The organism is Hydrogenophaga sp. (assembly GCF_030656115.1).
Lineage (GTDB): Bacteria > Pseudomonadota > Gammaproteobacteria > Burkholderiales > Burkholderiaceae_C > Hydrogenophaga.
Window position 1 is genome coordinate 12243 of sequence record NZ_JAUSOO010000152.1, and the last position, 19909, is coordinate 32151.

Genomic DNA, 19909 nt, shown 5'->3' on the forward strand with positions numbered 1-19909 from the left:
GGTTCATCGCGTGCCTGCCCGACCGGTGTTCATGGGCTGACAGGGCGTGACGACCACCCTGCTGGGTTGCGACTTCACCAGCGCACCCAGCCGCCGCAAACCCATCACCCTCGCGGTCGGCCACGTTGACCGGGGGCGTGTGGTGTTGAATGGTATGGAGCGCTGGGAGACCTTGGCAGCCTGGAGCGACCGCCTGGGCCGGGCCGAAGCTTGGGTCGGCGGTTTTGACCTGCCTTTTGGATTGCCCCGCGAACTGGTGACCACGCTGGGCTGGCCCACCGACTGGCGTGCCTGTATGGCCCACTACGCCAGCCTGGAACGCGCCACCATCCGCGATACCTTTGTGGCCTTCTGCGATGCGCGCCCGGCGGGTGGCAAGTTCGCCCACCGCGCCACCGACGGCCCGGCAGGTTCCAGTCCCAGCATGAAATGGGTCAACCCACCGGTGGCGTTCATGTTGCACGCGGGTGTGCCACGCCTGATCGATGCCGGCGTCACGTTGCCGGGCCTGCACGCTGGCGATCCGAACCGGGTCGCCCTGGAAGCCTATCCCGGTCTGCTGGCGCGCAGCGTGCTGGGCAACACCTCCTACAAAAGCGACGACAAGGCGCGGCAAACGCCCGAGCGCCTGATTGCCCGCAAGACGCTCATCAACGCACTGGAAAGTGGCTTGGTGCCGCTGCTGCATGCTTCACAACTGCGTCTCAAGCTCAGCCATGCGCAGCGCGATGCGCTGGCCGACGACGCCAGCGGCGACAGCCTGGACGCGGTGCTCTGCCTGCTGCAGGCAGCCTGGGCTCAGGCCCAGCACCGTGCCGGGCACCCGTGCTGGGGTCTGCCCCCATTCGATTCCCTGGAAGGCTGGATCGTTACAGCCTGATCGGCTGCTTTGGTGCATCATGGGCCACGGTAGGGCGTCCGGGTCTTTTCGGGCTCGGGTTGCACTGCCAATGATGGAATGGACAATCTCATGAATGCAATCAAACTGGCCGGCATCCTGTGCATCGCGGCCGGTGTGGCCGGGCTGCTGTATGGCAGCTTCAGCTACACCAAAGACACCGAGGTGATCAAGCTCGGGCCGGTGGAGCTGTCCGTGAAAGAAAAGGAAACGGTCAACGTGCCCATGTGGGTGGGCGTGGGCGCGATCGTGGTGGGTGGCGCTTTGCTGCTCGCCGGCGCAAAAAAAAGCTGAGCGGAAAGACTGGCCGACAACCGCTGGTCGCGTGCAGGTCTGACCTGCATCAAGCACGCAACCACCGCTATCAGCGACACTGCGGCGCTGTGGCCGCGCTGCGTTGGCCCATTTTTTGATTCGGTGCCCGCCTGTGTCCACTTGGTTGTCTCGTTTTCGATCCGTTCCTGTTCCCATGGCGGGCCAGGCCGCTGTGCCGTCCAGCCGCCACAAACCGCACGAAGACATACAGGCCCTGCTCACGGGCACGTTGTTTGTGGCGCTGGGGGTGGTCATGTTTCGCCACACCGGCCTGATCACCGGCGGCACGGCGGGGCTGGCATTTCTGCTGCACTACGCCACGGGTTGGAACTTCAGCCTGGTGTTTTTCGCCATCAACCTGCCGTTTTACGGCTTGGCTTTCCAGCGCATGGGCTGGGTGTTTACGCTCAAGACCTTTGCCGCTGTGGCGCTGCTGGCGCTCTTTGTGCAGTGGGTGCCGCAAGGCATCACCTTTGGAGCGCTGTCCACCGGTTTTGCCGCCGTGACGGGCGGCCTGCTCATGGGCGCTGGCATGTTGATGCTGTTTCGCCACCGCGCCAGCCTGGGGGGCTTCAACGTGTTGGTGCTGTACCTGCAAGAGCGTTTTGGCTGGCGCGCTGGCCACGTGCAAATGGCGTTCGATTGCGCCATTGTGCTGGCCGCCACGGCCGTGGTGGACTGGACGCAGATTCTCTGGTCGGTGCTGGGCGCTGTGGTGCTCAACATGACGCTGGCGATCAACCACCGCCCGGGGCGTTACATGGCGGTGTGAGTGGTGTGACGGGGTGCCTGTGTTGAATGGGGCAACCGTTGGCGCAAGCCGGAACTGGCAGACTCCCGGTATGTTGTTTTTCAAATCTGCCGACAGCGGGTGCCTGCATCACGGGGTTGTGCTGCTTGGGTTGGCCTGTGTGCTGGCCGGGCCTGCCACAGCCTGGGCACAGCCCGACGCGCAGGCACAGAGCCAGAGCGTGCCGTTGTCTGCTGAACACGCATCACTGCCGCTGACCTACACCGCCCGCGTCACCCGCGTGTCTGATGGCGACACGTTGTGGGTCAAGCCGTTGGCGGGTGGCCGTTACCAGAAGTTGCGGTTGGACGGCGTGGATGCGCCCGAGATATGCCAGAGCGGCGGCCCAGCCGCCCGCGAGGCACTGGCTTCGCGCGTGCTGGACCAGGTGGTGACAGTGCGCGTGCGCGCCTTGGACAGCTATGACCGGGGCTTGGCGAAGGTCAGCGTCGGTGGTGAAGACCTGGCGGCAGCCTTGGTGCGTGGGGGCCATGCCTGGTCATCGCGTTGGCGGCGCAGCCAGGGGCCTTACGCGGCCGAAGAGGCACAGGCACGCGCTGAGCGCAAAGGCATTTTTGGGTTGGACGGCGCAGAGATGCCGCACGAATTTAGGCGCCGGCATGGACCATGCCCCATGCCTTGAAGCGCATCGCTTGCGGCTTGGGTTTCAGGCGCGCGGCTTACCGCACACCGCACACCGCACAGTGCGGGTTTTGGGGCAGGGCGATTTCGTTGAACGCCATGTCGCGCCCGTCCAGCATGAGCAGGCGCCCGGTCAGGCGCGAGCCCAGGCCGGTCAGCAGCTTCAGCGCTTCGGCGGCCTGCAGGGTGCCCACTATGCCCACCAGCGGCGCAAACACACCCATGGTGGCGCAGCGGGTTTCTTCCACGCCGCTGTCTTCGGGGAACACGCAGGCGTAGCACGGGTTACCGGGCACCCGGGCATCAAACACGCTGAGCTGGCCGTCCATGCGAATGGCCGCGCCCGACACCAGGGGTTTGCTGTGTTGGACGCAAGCGCGGTTGATGGCGTGGCGGGTGGCGAAGTTGTCGGTGCAGTCCAGCACCACGTCGGCTTGTTCCACCAGTGCGTTCAGCAAGGTTGCGTCGGCACGTTGCACCACTGGTGTCACCACCACGTCGGGGTTGATGGCGGCAATGGCCTGCTGTATCGAGAGCGCCTTGGCCATGCCCACCCGGGCCAGGTTGTGGGCAATCTGGCGCTGCAGGTTGGTTTCGTCCACCACATCGTGGTCCACCACCGTGATGCGGCCCACGCCCGCGCTGCCCAAATACAAGGCCACCGGTGAGCCCAGCCCGCCCGCGCCAATGACCAGTGCGTGCGATGCCAGCAACTGTTCCTGCCCTTCAACGCCAAGTTCGTTGAGCAGGATGTGGCGCGAATAGCGCAAGAGCTGGGCGTCGTTCACGGTCGGTGGCTGGTGCGGCAGGGCCGCCACCAGATCAGTTGTCTTTTTTCTCTTCAGCGGTGCGCACGGTCAGGGTCTTGCTGACCACCACCGGCTGGCCTTTGAGCTGGTTGAGAGCTTGTTGCAGCTGGAAGTCTTTGTCGCTGCCAAATTCAGGCACCAGGCGCTGGCCCGGGTTCTTTTTGGCTTCTTCTTCCAGCCGCTTGCGGGCTTGCTCACGGGCTTCTTCGCGCTGCTGTTCTTCGACGCGGCGCGCATCGGTCATGGGCGGTTCGGCTTCTTTGCCATTGCCCAGGTGCTTTTGCAAATCGGCCTCGCGGGTGCGCAGGGCAGCAAACACATTGCCTTCCAGGGTTTCGTCCACCATCACGTCGGGCACGATGCCTTTGGCCTGAATGGAGTTGCCTGAGGGCGTGTAGTAGCGTGCGGTGGTCAGTTTCAGACCGGTGTCGGGCCCCAATGGGCGCACGGTTTGCACCGAACCCTTGCCAAACGTCTGGCTGCCCATGATGGTGGCGCGCTTGTGGTCTTGCAGAGCGCCGGCCACGATTTCGCTCGCCGATGCCGAGCCTTCGTTGACCAGCACCACCAGCGGCACTTTTTTCAGTGCGCCCTGGGTCGCGTCGGTCAGGCGCTTGATCGGGTCGGTGCCGCTGCGGCGCAGGTAGTGCTGCGGAATCGCTTTGTAGACAAATTTGCTGTCTTCCAGCTGGCCGTTGGTGGATACGACCGTGACGTTTTCAGGCAGGAAAGCCGCAGACAGCGCAACCGCCGCATCCAGCAAGCCGCCTGGATCGTTGCGCAAATCGAGCACCAGGCCTTTCAGCTTGGGGTCGGCCTTGTAAATGTCCTCCACTTTGCGGGCAAAGTCTTCAATGGTGCGCTCCTGGAACTGCGACACCCGAACCCAGGCATAACCCGGTTCAACCACCTTGGTTTTCACGCTCTGGGTTTTGATCTCTTCGCGCGTGATCGTCACCGGGAAGCTGCGGTTTTCGTCTTTGCGGAAAATGGTGAGCAACACCTTGGTGCGTGGCTCACCGCGCATGAGCTTGACGGCCTCGTTGATGCTCAAACCTTTGACGGCGGTGTCGTCGATCTTGGTGATCAGGTCGCCGGTTTTGAGTCCGGCCCGGAAGGCGGGTGAGTCTTCAATGGGCGACACCACCTTGACCAAGCCGTCTTCCATGGTGATTTCAATGCCCACACCCACGAAACGCCCGCTGGTGCCTTCGCGGAATTCCTTGAACGACTTCTTGTCGAAATACTGGGAGTGCGGGTCCAGGCTGGCGACCATGCCCGTGATGGCCTCGGAGATGAGTTTTTTCTCATCCACCGGCTCCACGTAGTCGCTCTTGACCATGCCGAACACTGCGGCGAGCTGTTGCAGTTCTTCCAGAGGCAGCGGTGCCAGCGTGCCCCGGGCCACCGCCTGCAGTTGCACGGTGGTGAGTGCGCCCGCCACAGCGCCAATAGCAACCCAGCCTGCAATTTTCAGCTTTTGACCCACAAATTTACCCATGGAAATACCTTAAAACAAACCTGGACGGGGCCGAAGGCCCCTGCCGCAAAGCAATATACACCTTGGAGCAAGGCCGGGTATTTCAGTTCCACAAAGCCTTTGGTGCCACGGCAGACCGCTTCAAACGGCAGTCTTGGCTGGTGAACAGGGCATGAGCGGAAGATGCGTGGCTTCTCAACCCTTGCCTTGTGCGGCCACAGCGGCCGCCGCCGCAGCAGCGGCCTCGGCGTCGCCCAGGTAGTAACGCTTGATGAGCTTGAGATCGGCGTCCAGTTCGTAGACCAGCGGAATGCCGTTGGGAATGTTCACACCCACGATGTCGGCCTCGCTGATGCCTTCCAGGTACATCACCAGCGCCCGGATGCTGTTGCCGTGGGCAGCCACCACGATCCGTTTGCCGGCCTTGATGGCGGGCGCCAGGGCCTCGTTCCAGAACGGCATGACGCGCGCCACCGTGTCTTTCAGGCACTCGGTCAGGGGCACCTGGTCGGGTTGCAGCAGGGCATAGCGGCGGTCGCTGCGCTCGCAGCGGGGGTCGGTGGCCTCCAGCGCGGGCGGCGGCGTGTCGTAGCTGCGGCGCCAGATCAGCACCTGTTCGTCGCCGTATTGCTTGGCCATGTCGGCCTTGTTCAGACCTTGCAGCGCACCGTAGTGGCGCTCGTTCAGGCGCCAGCTTTTCACCACGGGCAGCCAGGTGCGGTCCATCTCGTCCAGCGTGTACCACAGGGTGTGAATGGCCCGCTTGAGCACGCTGGTGTAGGCGATGTCGAAGTCGTAGCCTTCGGCCTTGAGCAATTTACCGGCCGACATGGCCTGGGACACGCCGGTGGGCGTCAGGTCCACATCGGTCCAGCCGGTGAAGCGGTTTTCAAGGTTCCAGGTGGATTCACCGTGGCGGATCAGAACGAGTTTGTACATGGGTAGAGAAGGGCGTTGGTGCGCGCAAAACCAGGGTGACAGCACTGCGCAAGGCGGGACCGGGCTGACGTGTGGCGCAGCAAGGCCCACACAGTCCAGCCAGACATTCTAAAATCGCAGGCTTAACTGAAAGGTGTCCCCGTGAGTTTTTTTATTGAAAACTGGATTTTGATTGCCGTGGCGTTCAGCGCGGGTGCCATGTTGATGTTCCCGGCCCTGACCGCCGGGGGCGGTGCCGACTCGCTCAATCCGGCGCAGGCGGTGCAGTTGATGAACCGTGAAAAGGCGGCGGTGATCGATGTGTGTGGTGCCGACGAGTTTGCGTCCGGGCATGTGGTGGGTGCCAAAAACATCCCGCTGGCCGACCTGGAAGCCAAGTTGGCGGGTGCGGTGAAAAACAAGGCCACGCCGGTCATTCTGGTGTGTGCTTCGGGCATGCGTTCCAAGCGCGCGGTGGCCATTGCGAAGAAACTGGGCTACGAGAACAGCCATTCCCTGTCGGGTGGCATGGGTGCCTGGCGCTCGGCCAGCCTGCCGGTCGAAAAAGCCTGATCATCCCAGCCCACTTTTTCCCGCAACCCTTTTCCAGGATTCCGCATGACCCCCGTGAAGATGTACACCAGCGCTTATTGCCCTTTTTGCAGCCGCGCCAAGGCCTTGCTGCAGGCCCGTGGCGTGACCCAGCTTGAAGAGCTGTTTGTGGACGGACAGCCCGAGCTGCGTGCCCACATGAAAACGCTCACCGGGCGCACCAGCGTGCCGCAAATCTTCATTGGTGAAACCCATGTGGGCGGTTGCGACGATCTGCATGCGCTGGACGCCCAGGGCGGCCTGGTGCCCATGCTGCAGGGCTGAGCCCGCTCAGCCCTGGGTGACGGGGCTGACATAATCACCATCGGTGCCCGCTGTGGGAACGCTATTCCCCGGCGGGTTTCGTTTTTCAAGACTATTTCGAGACTCCAACATGGCCGATACCCAAGACCCCGTTTTCCAGATCCAGCGCGTCTACCTGAAAGAAGCGTCACTGGAGCAGCCCAATTCGCCGGCCATCCTGCTGGAGCAGGAACAGCCTTCGGTGGACATCCAGCTTGGCGTGGAAGCCAACCCGGTGGCCGACGGCGTGTTCGAGATTTGTGTCACCGCCACCGTGCAGACCAAGATCAAGGACAAGACCGTGTTTCTGGTCGAAGCCAAGCAGGCCGGTATTTTTGAAATTCGCAACCTGCCGCAAGAGCAAATGGGCCCCATCATGGGCATCGCTTGCCCGCAGATCGTGTACCCCTACCTGCGCAGCAACGTGGCCGACCTGATCCAGCGTGGCGGCTTCCCGCCCGTGCACCTGGCCGAGATCAATTTCCAGGCCATGTACGAGCAGCAGCAGGCGCAGGCCGCCGAAGACGCGCCCCGCATCGTCACGCAATAACGTGGTTGTGGGCGCAGCCGCACCGCTGAGCATCGCCGTGCTCGGTGCCGGTGCCTGGGGCACGGCGCTGGCCATCAGCGCGGCCCGAGCTTCTGGGCCCTCGCATCGCGTCACGCTGTGGGCCCGCGATGCGGCGCAAGCCGCCGACTTGCAGGCGCAACGTGAAAACCGGCGCTACCTGCGCGGCTTTGCGTTGCCAGACGGCTTGCAGGTTTCACACGCCGCGTTGGGCAGCGCAGAGTCGCCCGCTCAGGGTGCCGACCTGGTGATCGTGGCCACGCCCATGGCGGGGCTGCGTGGCATGCTGGAGCGCTTGCGCGACCACCCGGCCCCGGTGGCCTGGTTGTGCAAAGGGTTCGAGGCGCCCCAAGGCGGTACCGGCACCACGGGACTCATGGGCCACGAGATTCGGGCCGATGTGGCGCCCCACCTGCAAGCCGGTGTGCTCAGCGGCCCCAGCTTTGCGCAAGAGGTGGCGCGCGGCCAGCCCACCGCCCTGGTGGCGGCCAGCGAACACGCCAGCGTGCGTGCCGCCTTGGTGGCGGCTTTTCACAGCCCCACGCTGCGTGTGTACGCCAACGAAGACATCGTGGGTGTGGAGGTGGGCGGTGCGGTCAAAAACGTGTTGGCCATTGCCACCGGCCTGTGTGATGGCTTGAATCTGGGCCTGAACGCCCGCGCGGCGCTGATCACCCGGGGGCTCTCCGAGATGACCCGCCTGGGCCTGGCGCTCGGTGCGCGGGCCGATACGTTCATGGGGCTTTCGGGGCTGGGCGACCTGGTGCTCACCGCCACCGGCGATCTGTCTCGCAACCGCAAGGTGGGCCAGCTGCTGGCGCAGGGCCTGAGCTTGCAACAGGCGGTGGATTCGCTGGGCCATGTGGCCGAAGGCGTGTACAGCGCCCGCACGGTGGTGCAGCGCGCCCGCAGGCTGGGTGTGGACATGCCCATCAGCGAAGCGGTGGTGGCCTTGCTCGACGGCCAGCTGAAACCCGCACAAGCGGTGGCCGCGCTGATGGGGCGCGATCCCAAAGACGAGACGGTGTAGCCTCCTCGGAACCGGCTTCGCCGGGCCGCCAGCATCTGCCCCTTTGGGGGTGACGCCGCAGGCGGCGCGGGGGGATTTCTCAGCCTCTCAGACCTCGAAGTTGTCGATCAACCGCGTATGGCCCAGGCGCGCAGCGCCCAGCACCACCAGCGACTGCGCGGTGGTGGCGTCGGCTGCGGTGGGCGGCTGCAGGTCAACCCGGCGGCGCACCGTCAGGTAGTCGGGTTTCCAGCCACGGCCTGCCAGCGCCTGCATGGCCCGCTCTTCCAGGCCCGCGCGGTGTGCGGGCAGGCCCTCGGCTGCGGCCAGCGCGTCGCGGGCCAGCGCACGCAGCGCCAGCGACAACTGCACCGCTTCAGCCCGCTCAGCTTCGCTCAGGTAGCTGTTGCGCGAACTCAGTGCCAGGCCGTCGGGCGCCCGCTGGGTTTCAGCGCCCACCACGGTGATGGGCAGGGCAAACTGCTGCACCATGCGGCGAATCACCATTTGTTGCTGGTAGTCTTTTTTGCCAAACACGGCGTAGCGCGGCCCCTTGGCTTGGGCAAACACGCATTGAAAGAGCTTCATCACCACGGTGCTGACACCCACAAAAAAGCCGGGCCTGAAGTGGCCCTCCAGAATGTCGGCGAGTTCGGTGGGGGGTTGCACCTTGAAGCCCTGGGGTTCGGGGTACAGCTCTTTTTCCGACGGGGCAAACACCACGTCACAGCCTTCTGCGGCCAGCTTGTCGCAATCGGCCTGCAGGGTGCGTGGGTAGGTGTCAAAGTCCTCGTGCGGGGCAAACTGCAAGCGGTTCACAAAGATGCTGGCCACCGTCACATCGCCCAGCGGCTTGGCGGTGCGCACCAAGTCCAGGTGGCCGTTGTGCAGGCTGCCCATGGTGGGCACAAAAGCAGGGGCGTCGAACGGTTGCAGGGCCGCGCGCAGGTCGTTGAGGGTGTGAACGATGTGCATGAGGGGAGATGAACGAAGTGGTCAGGGAGCCGCGCCGGGTTGGCTGTGCCAGGCGGCGGGTGTTGCTCCCTTGAAGGGGTCGCGCGGAGCGCGGGTGGGGTGGTTCAGCTACCAGGCGTGGAGCTGGTCGTCGGGGAAGTTGCCGTTTTTGACGGCGGCCACATAAGCGGCCATCGCCTCGCGCACGCTGCTGGCACCGTCCATGAAGTTGCGCACAAACTTGGGGTTCTTGCCCAGGTTGATGCCCAGCATGTCGTGCATCACCAGCACCTGGCCGGCCGTGCCTTTGCCCGCACCAATGCCGATGGTGTGGCAGGTCTTGAGTTCGGCGGTGATCTCGGTGGCCACCGTGGCCGGCACCATTTCCAGCACCAGCATGGTGGCGCCCGCGTCCTGCAGTTCCAACGCGTGGCGCCGCAGGGTGAGCGCTGCCGAATCGCCGCGCCCTTGCACCCGGTAGCCACCCAGCGCGTGCACGGTTTGTGGGGTGAGACCCAGGTGGGCGCACACCGGAATGCCGCGTTCCACCAGAAACTGCACCGTCGGCGCCGTCCAGCCGCCACCTTCCAGCTTCACCATGTGGGCGCCCGCCCGCATCAGTTCGGCGGCGCTGCGCAGCGCCTGTTCTTTGCTCTCGTGGTAGCTGCCAAAGGGCAGGTCGGCAATGACCCAGGCCGTGGCCTGCACGCGCTGCAGGCCGCGCACCACGCTTTCGGTGTGGTAGCGCATGGTCTCCAGCGTCACGCCCACCGTGCTCGACAAGCCCTGGCACACCATGCCCAGCGAATCGCCTACCAGAATGCATTCCACCCCCGCCGCATCGGCCACCGCCGCGAAGGTGGCGTCGTAGGCGGTGAGCATGGTGATTTTTTCACCACGCTCGCGCATTTCCATCAGCCGGGGCAGGCTGACCGGTTTGCGCTGCGGCAGCGGCGAAGCGGCCGGCAAGGTGCCGTAAGGCGTGGCCATGGGGGCGGCGGATTGGGGGGTGCTCATGTCGGTGTCCCTCGGGTTGGTGGCATGGCTTTCAGAATGGGGGCACTATATTCGATCCCGTTATGCTTGCGTCCCATGAAACACCTGTCTGAATTTACTCCCTCCGATCTGGCGGTACTGGCCAGCGCCGATGTGGCCCGCGCGTTGGCCGAAGACGTGGGCACCGGTGACCTCACCGCAGCCTTGGTCGATGCGACCCGGCGCACCCGGGCGCGCATTTTGGCGCGCGAAGAGGCCGTGATATGCGGCACGCCCTGGGTCGAGGCTGCCGTGCGGGCACTCGATCCCCGGGCGCAACTCACCTGGCATGTGGCCGAGGGCCAGCGCTGCAGCGCAGACCAGGTGGTGCTGGAGATCGAAGGCATGGCCCAGCCGCTGCTGACGGCCGAGCGCACCGCGCTGAACTTTTTGCAACTGCTGTCGGCCGTGGCCACCAAAACCGCCACCTATGTGGCTGCGGTGGCGGGCACCCGGGCGCAGATTGTGGACACGCGCAAAACCTTGCCCGGTCTGCGGCTGGCGCAAAAATACGCGGTCACCACCGGCGGCGGTGTGAACCACCGCATTGGCCTGTACGACGCCGTGCTGATCAAGGAAAACCACATTGCCGCCGCCGGTGGCGTGGCTGCCGTGCTGCAGCGGGTGAAAGACACCGCGCCCCAGGCACGGTTTGTGGAAATTGAAGTGGAAACCGTGCCCCAACTCAACGAGGCGCTGGCTTGTGGCGCCACCATGGTGCTGCTGGACAACATGGACATTCCCACCCTGCAGGCCGCGGTGCTCAGCAACGCAGGCCGTGCCGTGCTCGAAATTTCGGGCGGTGTGAACTTGCAGACCGTGCGCGCGCTTGCAGAAACCGGGGTGGACCGCATCTCCATTGGCGCCTTGACCAAAGACGTGAAGGCCGTTGACTTCTCCATGCGCTTTGAAGCCCTCTAAAACCCCAGCCAGGCGCCCGCTGCCGTTTTGAAACCCACCGCCATGAACACCCCAGACACCACCGCAGACACCCGAGCCCCCGTGATCGACGTCGAATACGAACAGCCCGCCTGCCCGACCCAACACGCCTGGGCGCGCGTGCCGGTGGAGCCCGGCCCCAAGCAACGCGCCGAGCTGAAAGAGCGCATCAGGCGGCTGCTGAAAGAGCGCAACGCGGTGATGGTGTCGCACTACTACGTGCACCCCGACCTGCAAGACCTGGCCGTGGAAACCGGTGGCATCGTCAGCGATTCGCTGGAAATGGCCCGCTTTGGCCGCGACCACGCCGCACAAACCCTGGTCGTCTCCGGCGTGCGTTTCATGGGCGAGACCGCGAAAATTTTGAGCCCGGAAAAAACCGTGCTCATGCCCGACTTGGACGCCAACTGCTCGCTCGACCTGGGCTGCCCCATTGACGGGTTCAGCGCGTTTTGCGATGCCCACCCCGACCGCACCGTGGTGGTGTACGCCAACACCAGCGCGGCTGTGAAGGCGCGGTCCGACTGGCTCGTTACCAGCAGCTGTGCGCTGGACATCGTGCGTGCGCTCAAAGACAAAGGCCACAAGATTTTGTGGGCCCCCGACAAGCACCTGGGTGGCTACATCCAGCGCGAAACCGGTGCCGACATGGTGATGTGGACCGGCTCCTGCATCGTGCACGACGAGTTCAAAGCCTTTGAGCTGCAAGCCCTGAAAAAGCAGCACCCCCTGGCCAAGGTGCTGGTGCACCCGGAAAGCCCGGCCGACGTGGTGGCCCTGGCCGATGCCGTGGGCTCCACCTCGGCCATTTTGAAGGCTGCACGCGAGTTGGACGCGCCCGAATTCATTGTGGCCACCGACAACGGCATGATGCACATGCTGCGCCAGCAAAACCCCGGCAAGGTGTTCATAGAAGCCCCCACCGCCGGCAACAGCGCCACCTGCAAAAGCTGCGCCCACTGCCCCTGGATGGCCATGAACGGCCTGGCCGGTGTGGCCCAGGTGCTCGAACACGGTTTGAATGAAATCCACGTGGAGCCGGCGCTGATTCCCCGCGCCCGCCAGCCGATTGACCGCATGCTGACCTTCACCGCCGCGCAGCGCGGGGGGCAGGATGCGGGGACGTTGGTGCCGAACATTGGCGCGGCTTGAGTGCAACAGCCGCACCGCTGCTGATGGGATGCTGAAGTGGCTGGAGCTTCCCGCTCCAGAGGAAACCGGAGCTGGAAGCGCCGGCTACTGGCTCACCGCACCGGTGGCACCAACACCGTTGGTTTGGCTTCGGGCAGCAAATCGGGGTAGTCGCGGCTGAAGTGCAGGCCCCGGCTTTCGTGGCGCATCATGGCGCTCATCACAATCAGGTCGGCCACCTGCACCAGATTGCGCAATTCCAGCAGGTCGCGGGTGACGTGGAATTGTGAATAGAACTCGTGGATTTCGCGTTGCAGCAGGGTGATGCGGTGGGCGGCGCGTTCCAGCCGTTTGTTGGTGCGCACAATGCCCACGTAATCCCACATAAAGCGGCGCAGTTCGTCCCAGTTGTGCGAGATCACCACCTGTTCGTCGGCGTCGGTCACGCGGCTTTCGTCCCACTGCGGCATGGTGGGTTTCTGCCCGGGTTGGGCGTTGCGAATGGCGGCCACCGCGCCTTGGGCAAACACCATGCATTCCACCAGCGAATTGCTGGCCAGCCGGTTGGCACCGTGCAGGCCGGTGCAGGTGGTTTCGCCCACGGCGTACAGGCCTTGCAGGTCGGTGTGTCCGGCCAGGTCGGTGACGACGCCACCGCAGGTGTAGTGCGCGGCGGGCACCACAGGGATCGGCTCTTGGGTGATGTCGATGCCCAGTTCGGCGCAGCGGGCCAGGATGTTGGGAAAGTGCTCGTGCAGAAACGCGGGGCTTTGGTGCGAGATGTCGAGGTGCACGCAGTCCAGGCCGTGTTTTTTCATTTCGAAGTCGATGGCTCGGGCCACCACGTCGCGCGGGGCCAGTTCGGCGCGCGGGTCGTGGTCGGGCATGAAGCGGTGGCTGCCCAGGTGCGGGGGCAAGAGCAGGCGCCCGCCTTCGCCGCGCACAGCTTCGGTGATGAGGAAGCTTTTGGCGTGCGGGTGGTAGAGGCAGGTGGGGTGGAACTGGATGAATTCCATGTTGCCCACGCGGCAACCGGCGCGCCAGGCGGCGGCGATGCCGTCGCCGGTGGCGGTGTCGGGGTTGGTGGTGTAGAGGTACACCTTGCCCGCGCCGCCGGTGGCCAGCACGGTGTGGGCGGCGCTGAAGGTAAGCACTTCGCCGCGTTCTTCGTCCAGGATGTAGGCGCCGTGGCAGCGGGTGGATGCTGCGGTCTTGCTGTGGCCGGGCAGTTTGCGGTCGGTGATCAGGTCCACCAGCATGTGGTGCTCGAACACCGCAATGCTGGGCGTGTTTTTCAACCGCTGCAGCAGGGTGGCTTGCACGGCGGCGCCGGTGGCGTCGGTGGCGTGCACGATGCGGCGGTGGCTGTGGCCGCCTTCGCGGGTCAGGTGCAGTTCGCCGTGTTCGGTGGAAAACGGCACGCCCAGCTCTTGCAGCCAGGCCACGGCGGCGGGGGCGTGTTCCACCGTGAAGCGGGTGGCGTCCAGGTCGCACAGGCCGGCACCGGCCACCAGCGTGTCGTCCACATGCGACTGAAAGCTGTCGCCCTCGGCCAGCACGGCGGCAATGCCGCCCTGGGCCCACATGCTGGAGCCGTCGCTGAGCCCGCGTTTGGTGACCACGGCCACCCGGTGGGTGGCGCAGAGGTTCAGCGCAGCCGTCAGGCCGGCGAGACCACTGCCAATGATGAGAACGTCAAATTCGAGGATGCTGGTCATGTGGGTGTGGCTTGTAAATACGCTGCGGGGCGCAGCGTGGTGGCAACTGTCACGAGCTTACCGGGGTGTAGGCCAGTCGCACGTAGATGGGGGCAAAGGCCTCGGCCTGGGTCAGTTCGATGAGGGTTTCTTTGGCCAGCTCCAGCATGGCGATGAAGGTCACCACCAGGACCGGTTGGCCTTTGGCCGGGTCGAACAGTTCGCCAAATTCGACGAACTTGCGGCCCCGCAGGTGGCGCAGCACGATGCCCATGTGCTCGCGCACCGAGAGTTCTTCGCGGCTGATTTTGTGGTGTTGCACCAGCCGGGCGCGTTTCAGAATGTCGCGCCAGGCAGACTGCAGGTCCAGCGGCGTCACGTCTGGAAAGCGGGGCACGAGGGCCTGTTCTATGTGCACCTGCGCACGCAGAAAGTCACGCCCAAATTGGGGTTGATCGGCCAGCCGCTGGGCCGCCCGTTTCATTTGTTCGTATTCGAGCAAGCGGCGCACCAGCTCGGCGCGGGGGTCTTCGGCTTCTTCGCCTTCGGCCACTTTTTTGGGTGGCAGCAGCATGCGCGACTTGATCTCGATCAGCATGGCCGCCATGAGCAGGTATTCGGCGGTCAGCTCCAGGTTGCTGGCGCGAATTTCATCCACGTAGCCCATGTACTGCCGCGTGACGGCGGCCATCGGGATGTCGAGGATGTTGAAGTTTTGCTTGCGGATCAGGTAGAGCAACAGGTCGAGCGGGCCTTCAAACGCTTCCAGAAAGACCCGCAGCGCGTCGGGCGGAATGTACAGGTCGCGCGGCATGGTGAACAGCGGTTCGCCGTACAGCCGGGCCAGGGCAACGTGGTCCACCACATGGGGCAGCACATCGTCCAGCCCCGGTGGTGCCGCATCGAGGACCGGGGTCTCTGGGCTCATGTGCGGTGCGCGCGGCAACCGGTTCAGGCGTGGTCAGAACCGGTTTGGTACACGTAGGGTTGCTGGGCAACCTTGGCCGATTCGGCGGCGGCTTGAAAGCTGCGGTCAATCTGCTTGTCCCACAGCAACGAACGGCCCTGGCGCTGCTCCTGTTCCAGGGTGGGGTGGTCCACCTTGAGCTTGTTGATGAAGTCGGTGGTGTCGGAGGAATAGTGCGGGCGGGCGAAGAAGGACATGGTCGGTGCTCAGAAGAAGGAGGTTCATTTTAGCGATCCCCCCGCGCCGGACGCTTGGGCTGCGTGCGGCTGCAGAGGGTCTCATCTGGGCGCTCAATGCGTGGGGACGTGAACATGGGTCGCAACGGCTGGCACGCGCCTGCCCCCACACCCGCCTTTTCAGCTTCTTTCAGCGCTCGAACCGCCGCTGCGTTTCCAGATCGCGCAGCTTGAAGCGTTGGATTTTGCCGGTGGCGGTTTTGGGCAGCTCGGCCATGAACTCGATGAAGCGCGGGTACTTGTAGGGCGCGAGCTTCTCCTTCACGAAGGCCTGCAGCTCGGCTTCGGTGGCCTGGGCGCCGGTTTTGAGCACCACGTAGGCCTTGGTTTTGGTCAGGCCGTCGTCGTCGGTCTTGCCGATCACGGCGGCTTCCAGCACGGCGGGGTGCTGTACCAGCGTGGCCTCCACTTCAAACGGGCTGACGTAAATGCCGCTGACCTTGAGCATGTCGTCGTTGCGCCCGGCGTAGGTGTAGTAGCCGTCGGGGTCGCGGGTGTACTTGTCGCCGCTCTTGGTCCAGGCGCCTTGAAAGGTGTCGCGCGACTTGGCCCGGTTGTTCCAGTACATCAGCGCCGCGCTCGGCCCCTGGATGTAGAGGTCGCCAATCTGGTTGTGGCCGGTGATCACGCTGCCGTCTTCGTTGCGCAGTTGCACCTCGTAGCCGGGCACCGCCTTGCCGGTGGTGCCGTAGCGCACATCGCCCGGGCGGTTGGACAAGAAGATGTGCAGCATTTCGGTGGAGCCGATGCCGTCGATGATCTCGCAGCCGAAATGGGCCGTCCAGCGCTCACCAATGTCGCGCGGCAGGGCCTCGCCGGCCGACGAGCACAGGCGCAGCGCCACCTGGTTTTGGGCCGGCAGGTCGGGCGAGGCCAGCATGCCACCGTAGCCGGTGGGGGCGCCGTAAAACACGGTGGGCTGGTGGTCCACCATGCGCTTGAAGGTGGCCTGTGGCGTGGGCCGCTCGGCCATCAGCACCACGCTGGCGCCCACGCTCAGCGGAAAGCTCAGGCCGTTGCCCAGGCCGTAGGCAAAGAACAGCTTGGCGGCGGAAAACACCACGTCGCTTTCTTTCAGACCCAGCACCGCTTTGCCGTACAGCTCGGCCGTCCAGTACAGGTTGGCCTGGGTGTGCACCGTGCCTTTGGGGCTGCCGGTGGAACCGGACGAATACAGCCAGAAGGCGGGCTCGTCGCCGTGGGTGTCGGCCCCGCTGCCGGGTGGGTGGGCGGCGGTGAGTGCGGCGAAGTCGTGCGCGTCCGCAGGCAGGGGCGCTTGGGCGCGCGACACCACGAGGTGCTTCACCTCGTGGCCGCCGCTCTCCAGCGCTGTCTGCAACGTGGGCAGCAGCGCGGCCGACACCAAAGCCGCTTGTGCCCGGCTGTTGGCCAGCATGTAACCGTAGTCTTTGGCGGTCAGCAGCGTGTTCACCGCCACCGGCACCACGCCCGCGTGCAGCGCCCCCAGAAAAGCCACCACCCAGTCGCTGCTGTCGTGCATGAGCAGCAACACGCGCGCTTCGCGCTGCAGGCCCAGCGCCTGCAAGGCGGCTGAGAAGCGCTGCACCTGGTCGGCGAGCTGGCCGTAGGTGAGCGAGCCGGCGTCGTCGATCAGCGCGGTTTTGTTTTCTCGGCCAGCGTTGAGCGCGATCAGGTGGCGGGCGAAGTTGAAGCGCTCGGGCGGGGCGCTGGGTTCGGTGGTGTTCATGGTGTGTCTCCTGTTTTTTCTGGGTGGGGCTGGCGGGTGCGGGGGGATGTCCGGTGAGAAGGGCCGAAGCCCAGGATGCGGTGGAACCGGCTTGGCCGGGCCACTCGCATCGCCACCTGGGGGTGACGCCGCAGGCGGCGCGGGGGGTGTTCCGTCCGGGGGGTCAATACTTCAACGGTGTGCCTGAAGCCGCCAGCACATCCAGCGCAACGCTGCTGGCCTGCACCGCGCTGCGGCGGTGGTAAAAGCCCAGGGCGCGCAGGCCGCCCAGCTCTTCGCCGCCACCGGCGCGGCCGGGGCCGCCGTGCAGGCTCATGGGCATCACGTTGCCGTGGCCGGTCTGGCTGGTGGCCACGTCGGGGCTGATCATGTGCACCCGGCCGTGGCTGTCGGCCAGGGCCAGTGCGGCGCGGGCCATGAAGGCGGGGTCGGCGCTGTAGACCGAGGCCACCAGCGAACCTTCGCCGCGGCGGATCAGCGCGTAGGCCTGTTCCTCATCGTCATAGGCCATGAGCGTGGCCACCGGGCCGAACACCTCCACCTCGTGCAGCACCTGGGCTTGCGCGGGCTGGCGGTGGCCCAGCAGCACCGGGGCCACGCAGGCAGCGACCGCGCGGTCGGCGTCCACCAGCGCAGCGCCGTTGCCGTCAAACAGCACCTCGGCTTCGGTTTTCAGGTGGGCTATGCCGGCCAGCACGCTGTCAAACTGCTCGCGGCTCACCAGCGAGCCCATGCGCGTGGATTCGTTGCGCGGGTTGCCCACGGTGGTTTTCGCCAGCCTGGCGCCAATGGCCTGGGCCGTGGCGTCAAACAGCGCGCGTGGCACCAAAATGCGGCGGATGGCGGTGCATTTCTGGCCGCTTTTGCCTGTCATTTCGCGGGCCACTTCGGCCACCAGCAGGTTGAAGGCTTCGCTGCCTTCGGTGGCGGCGGGGTCGAGCAGGGCGCTGTTCAGGCTGTCGGCTTCGATGTTGCAGCGCACCGAACGCTGGGCCACGGCGGGGTGGCTGCGGATGATGCGCGCCGTCTCGGCCGAGCCGGTGAAGCTCACCACGTCAAACGGTTGCAGCTGGTCCATGAGCCCGGCCGACGAGCCGCAGATGACCGACAACGCGCCCGCCGGCAAGATGCCGGCGTCCACCACGTCCTGCACCATGCGCTGGGTCAGCCAGGCGGTGGCGGTGGCGGGTTTCACGATCACCGGAACGCCCGAGAGCAGCGCTGGCGCGGCTTTTTCCCACAGGCCCCAGCTCGGGAAGTTGAAGGCGTTGATGAACAGCGCCACGCCGCGCGTGGGGTTCAGCACGTGCTGGGTCTGGAACAGCGGGTCTTTGCCCATGCGGATGCGCTCACCGTCGAGCAGGCAGGTGGCGGTGCCCAGGGCCTCGCCCTGTTTGGCGTAGTAACCCAGGGTGAAGATGCCGCCGTCGATGTCGACCGCCGAATCTTTGGTCACGGTGCCGCAGTTGGCGGTGGCCATTTCATAGTAAGCGTCGCGGTTGGCTTGCAGCACCTTCACCATGGCGCTGAGCAAGCCGGCGCGTTGTTGGTAAGACAGTGCGCGCAGGGCTTGGCCGCCTTGTTCGCGGGCAAAGGCAAAGCCCTCGGCCAGGTCCAGGCCGGTGTTGCTCACGCGCACCAAGGGCGTGCCCAGCACCGGGTCGAGCAGGGTGGTGCCGTTGCCGGCGCCGGTTTGCCAGCGGCCAGCGAAAAAGTTGGGGAGCAGGGGCGTGGTATTCATGGGGTTTCGCAGGGTAGGGGTATCGAAGAGGGCTGGTCGCCGCCCGGGATTGGCGCTATAAATGCATTATCTTGCGCCTCATGCATCATGCATTAAAGTGCATGTTTTGCCGGATGGCAAGTCTAACAAGGGTTTTCCCTGAACCGATGAACACCTCTATGAACCAACTGGCCACGGTAGAAGAACCGGTGGTGGGCGTTGTGGCCCCCGCTGCGCCCGGTGCTGACGAAGCGCAGCGACACCCATTTCTGGTGGCGCTGGGCGAACGCGTGCGCACCCTGCGCTCGCGCCGGGGCATGACGCGCAAGGCCGTGGCGGTGGCGGCCGACGTGTCCGAGCGCCACCTGGCCAACCTGGAATACGGCACCGGCAACGCCTCGGTGCTGGTGCTGCTGCAGGTGGCGCAGGCGCTGCAGTGCTCGCTCACCGAGCTGCTGGGCGACGTGACCACCAGCTCGCCCGAGTGGTTGCTGATTCGCGAACTGCTGGAGCACCGCAACGAGGCCGATTTGCGCCGCGCCCGCGTGGCCATTGGCAGCCTGCTGGGCGGCGGCGCGGCGGCGGGTGGCGATGCGGGGCGCAGCGCGCGCATCGCCCTCATTGGCCTGCGCGGTGCGGGCAAGTCCACGCTGGGCCAGCGCCTGGCCGACGACCTGGGCTACGCCTTCATTGAACTCAGCCGCGAAATTGAAAAATTTGCCGGCTGCAGCATCAACGAAATCCACGCGCTGTACGGCACTCCGGCCTACCGCCGCTACGAGCGCCGCGCCCTGGAAGAGGCCATACAAATCTACCCCGAGGTGGTGATTGCCACGCCCGGTGGCCTGGTGTCGGACGCGGCCAACTTCAACCTGTTGCTGAGCCACTGCACCACCATCTGGCTGCAGGCCGACCCGGCCGACCACATGGGCCGCGTGGCGGCCCAGGGCGATATGCGCCCCATGGCCGCCAGCCGCGAGGCCATGGAAGATTTGAAGCGCATTCTGGCGGGGCGTTCGGCCTTTTATTCCAAGGCCGACCTGCACTTCAATACCAGTGCCTACCGCCTCGACGACGCTTTTGATGCCCTGCGTACCCAGGTGAGGGAGGTGTTGGGTATTTCGTAACATGCACAAAAATGCATTGACGGTTTTGAAAAGATGCAATATTATTCACATCACTCGGTGCCCCCGGTGATG

General features: G+C 65.1%; 21 protein-coding genes. 11 read left to right on the forward strand and 10 right to left on the reverse strand.

The genetic code is table 11. From position 1 onward, the window contains the following. Positions 1 to 46: 46 nt before the first annotated feature. From Q7J58_RS19955 to Q7J58_RS19970, 4 genes are all read left to right on the forward strand, one after another. Complete coding sequence (locus Q7J58_RS19955) at positions 47 to 880, forward strand: DUF429 domain-containing protein (RefSeq protein WP_304831487.1); 834 nt, start codon at positions 47 to 49, stop codon at positions 878 to 880. A gap of 90 nt (positions 881 to 970) precedes the next feature. Then, positions 971 to 1192: a hypothetical protein gene (locus tag Q7J58_RS19960; protein ID WP_304831489.1), complete on the forward strand. Its 222-nt coding sequence runs from the start codon at positions 971 to 973 to the stop codon at positions 1190 to 1192. Positions 1193 to 1367: 175 nt separating this feature from the next. Then, entirely contained in the window at positions 1368 to 1985 is a 618-nt protein-coding gene (locus Q7J58_RS19965; protein WP_304831491.1) for a YitT family protein, read from the forward strand. 70 nt (positions 1986 to 2055) lie between these two features. After that, entirely contained in the window at positions 2056 to 2646 is a 591-nt protein-coding gene (locus Q7J58_RS19970; RefSeq protein ID WP_304831493.1) for a thermonuclease family protein, read from the forward strand. Between the two features lie 37 nt (positions 2647 to 2683). Here the strand turns inward: Q7J58_RS19970 and moeB are convergent, their stop codons facing one another. The 3 genes from moeB to gpmA form a co-directional block, all read right to left on the reverse strand. After that, complete coding sequence (moeB, locus tag Q7J58_RS19975; RefSeq protein ID WP_304831495.1) at positions 2684 to 3433, reverse strand: molybdopterin-synthase adenylyltransferase MoeB; 750 nt, start codon at positions 3431 to 3433, stop codon at positions 2684 to 2686. Between the two features lie 34 nt (positions 3434 to 3467). After that, positions 3468 to 4943 carry a S41 family peptidase gene (locus tag Q7J58_RS19980; protein WP_304831570.1) on the reverse strand — a complete coding sequence of 492 codons (1476 nt, stop codon included), beginning with the start codon at positions 4941 to 4943 and terminating at the stop codon, positions 3468 to 3470. 186 nt (positions 4944 to 5129) lie between these two features. Beyond that, positions 5130 to 5873: a 2,3-diphosphoglycerate-dependent phosphoglycerate mutase gene (gene gpmA / locus Q7J58_RS19985; RefSeq protein ID WP_304831497.1), complete on the reverse strand. Its 744-nt coding sequence runs from the start codon at positions 5871 to 5873 to the stop codon at positions 5130 to 5132. A gap of 141 nt (positions 5874 to 6014) precedes the next feature. Here gpmA and Q7J58_RS19990 point away from each other — a divergent pair, with 141 nt between their 5' ends. The 4 genes from Q7J58_RS19990 to Q7J58_RS20005 all read left to right on the forward strand — a co-directional run bounded on the left by Q7J58_RS19990 (position 6015) and on the right by Q7J58_RS20005 (position 8344). Beyond that, a complete protein-coding gene (locus Q7J58_RS19990; protein ID WP_304831498.1) occupies positions 6015 to 6425 on the forward strand; it encodes a rhodanese-like domain-containing protein in 411 nt (136 codons plus the stop codon). Between the two features lie 45 nt (positions 6426 to 6470). Next, positions 6471 to 6728 carry a glutaredoxin 3 gene (gene grxC / locus Q7J58_RS19995; protein ID WP_304831500.1) on the forward strand — a complete coding sequence of 86 codons (258 nt, stop codon included), beginning with the start codon at positions 6471 to 6473 and terminating at the stop codon, positions 6726 to 6728. A gap of 109 nt (positions 6729 to 6837) precedes the next feature. Continuing rightward, on the forward strand, positions 6838 to 7296 hold the full coding sequence (gene secB, locus Q7J58_RS20000) for a protein-export chaperone SecB (RefSeq protein ID WP_304831502.1): 459 nt from the start codon (positions 6838 to 6840) through the stop codon (positions 7294 to 7296). A 25-nt stretch (positions 7297 to 7321) separates the two neighbouring features. After that, positions 7322 to 8344 carry an NAD(P)H-dependent glycerol-3-phosphate dehydrogenase gene (locus tag Q7J58_RS20005; protein ID WP_304831571.1) on the forward strand — a complete coding sequence of 341 codons (1023 nt, stop codon included), beginning with the start codon at positions 7322 to 7324 and terminating at the stop codon, positions 8342 to 8344. 87 nt (positions 8345 to 8431) lie between these two features. On the opposite strand, the gene panC is transcribed toward Q7J58_RS20005, so the two are convergent. Both panC and panB read right to left on the reverse strand, forming a co-directional pair. Next, positions 8432 to 9298, reverse strand: a complete 867-nt coding sequence (gene panC, locus Q7J58_RS20010; RefSeq protein ID WP_304831503.1) for a pantoate--beta-alanine ligase — start codon at positions 9296 to 9298, stop codon at positions 8432 to 8434. Positions 9299 to 9406: 108 nt separating this feature from the next. Continuing rightward, positions 9407 to 10294 carry a 3-methyl-2-oxobutanoate hydroxymethyltransferase gene (gene panB, locus Q7J58_RS20015; protein WP_304831504.1) on the reverse strand — a complete coding sequence of 296 codons (888 nt, stop codon included), beginning with the start codon at positions 10292 to 10294 and terminating at the stop codon, positions 9407 to 9409. A gap of 75 nt (positions 10295 to 10369) precedes the next feature. Between panB and nadC the strand changes: the two genes are divergently transcribed. Next, positions 10370 to 11233 (forward strand): carboxylating nicotinate-nucleotide diphosphorylase, encoded by an 864-nt coding sequence (nadC, locus tag Q7J58_RS20020; protein WP_304831505.1) that lies wholly within the window; start codon positions 10370 to 10372, stop codon positions 11231 to 11233. A gap of 42 nt (positions 11234 to 11275) precedes the next feature. Beyond that, positions 11276 to 12403 carry a quinolinate synthase NadA gene (gene nadA, locus Q7J58_RS20025; RefSeq protein WP_304831506.1) on the forward strand — a complete coding sequence of 376 codons (1128 nt, stop codon included), beginning with the start codon at positions 11276 to 11278 and terminating at the stop codon, positions 12401 to 12403. A 92-nt stretch (positions 12404 to 12495) separates the two neighbouring features. Here nadA and nadB read toward each other — a convergent pair whose 3' ends face one another. The 5 genes from nadB to Q7J58_RS20050 form a co-directional block, all read right to left on the reverse strand. Then, entirely contained in the window at positions 12496 to 14100 is a 1605-nt protein-coding gene (gene nadB / locus Q7J58_RS20030; protein WP_304831507.1) for an L-aspartate oxidase, read from the reverse strand. A gap of 49 nt (positions 14101 to 14149) precedes the next feature. Further along, a complete protein-coding gene (locus tag Q7J58_RS20035) occupies positions 14150 to 15007 on the reverse strand; it encodes a ScpA family protein (protein ID WP_304831508.1) in 858 nt (285 codons plus the stop codon). Between the two features lie 23 nt (positions 15008 to 15030). After that, positions 15031 to 15243, reverse strand: a complete 213-nt coding sequence (locus tag Q7J58_RS20040) for a DUF3460 family protein (protein WP_304831510.1) — start codon at positions 15241 to 15243, stop codon at positions 15031 to 15033. Between the two features lie 169 nt (positions 15244 to 15412). After that, positions 15413 to 16990 carry a benzoate-CoA ligase family protein gene (locus tag Q7J58_RS20045; RefSeq protein ID WP_304831512.1) on the reverse strand — a complete coding sequence of 526 codons (1578 nt, stop codon included), beginning with the start codon at positions 16988 to 16990 and terminating at the stop codon, positions 15413 to 15415. Between the two features lie 163 nt (positions 16991 to 17153). Continuing rightward, positions 17154 to 18731, reverse strand: coding sequence for a 3,4-dehydroadipyl-CoA semialdehyde dehydrogenase (locus tag Q7J58_RS20050; RefSeq protein WP_304831514.1), 1578 nt, complete (start codon positions 18729 to 18731; stop codon positions 17154 to 17156). Between the two features lie 158 nt (positions 18732 to 18889). Here Q7J58_RS20050 and Q7J58_RS20055 point away from each other — a divergent pair, with 158 nt between their 5' ends. Next, complete coding sequence (locus Q7J58_RS20055; RefSeq protein WP_304831516.1) at positions 18890 to 19837, forward strand: helix-turn-helix transcriptional regulator; 948 nt, start codon at positions 18890 to 18892, stop codon at positions 19835 to 19837. Positions 19838 to 19909: the final 72 nt, after the last annotated feature.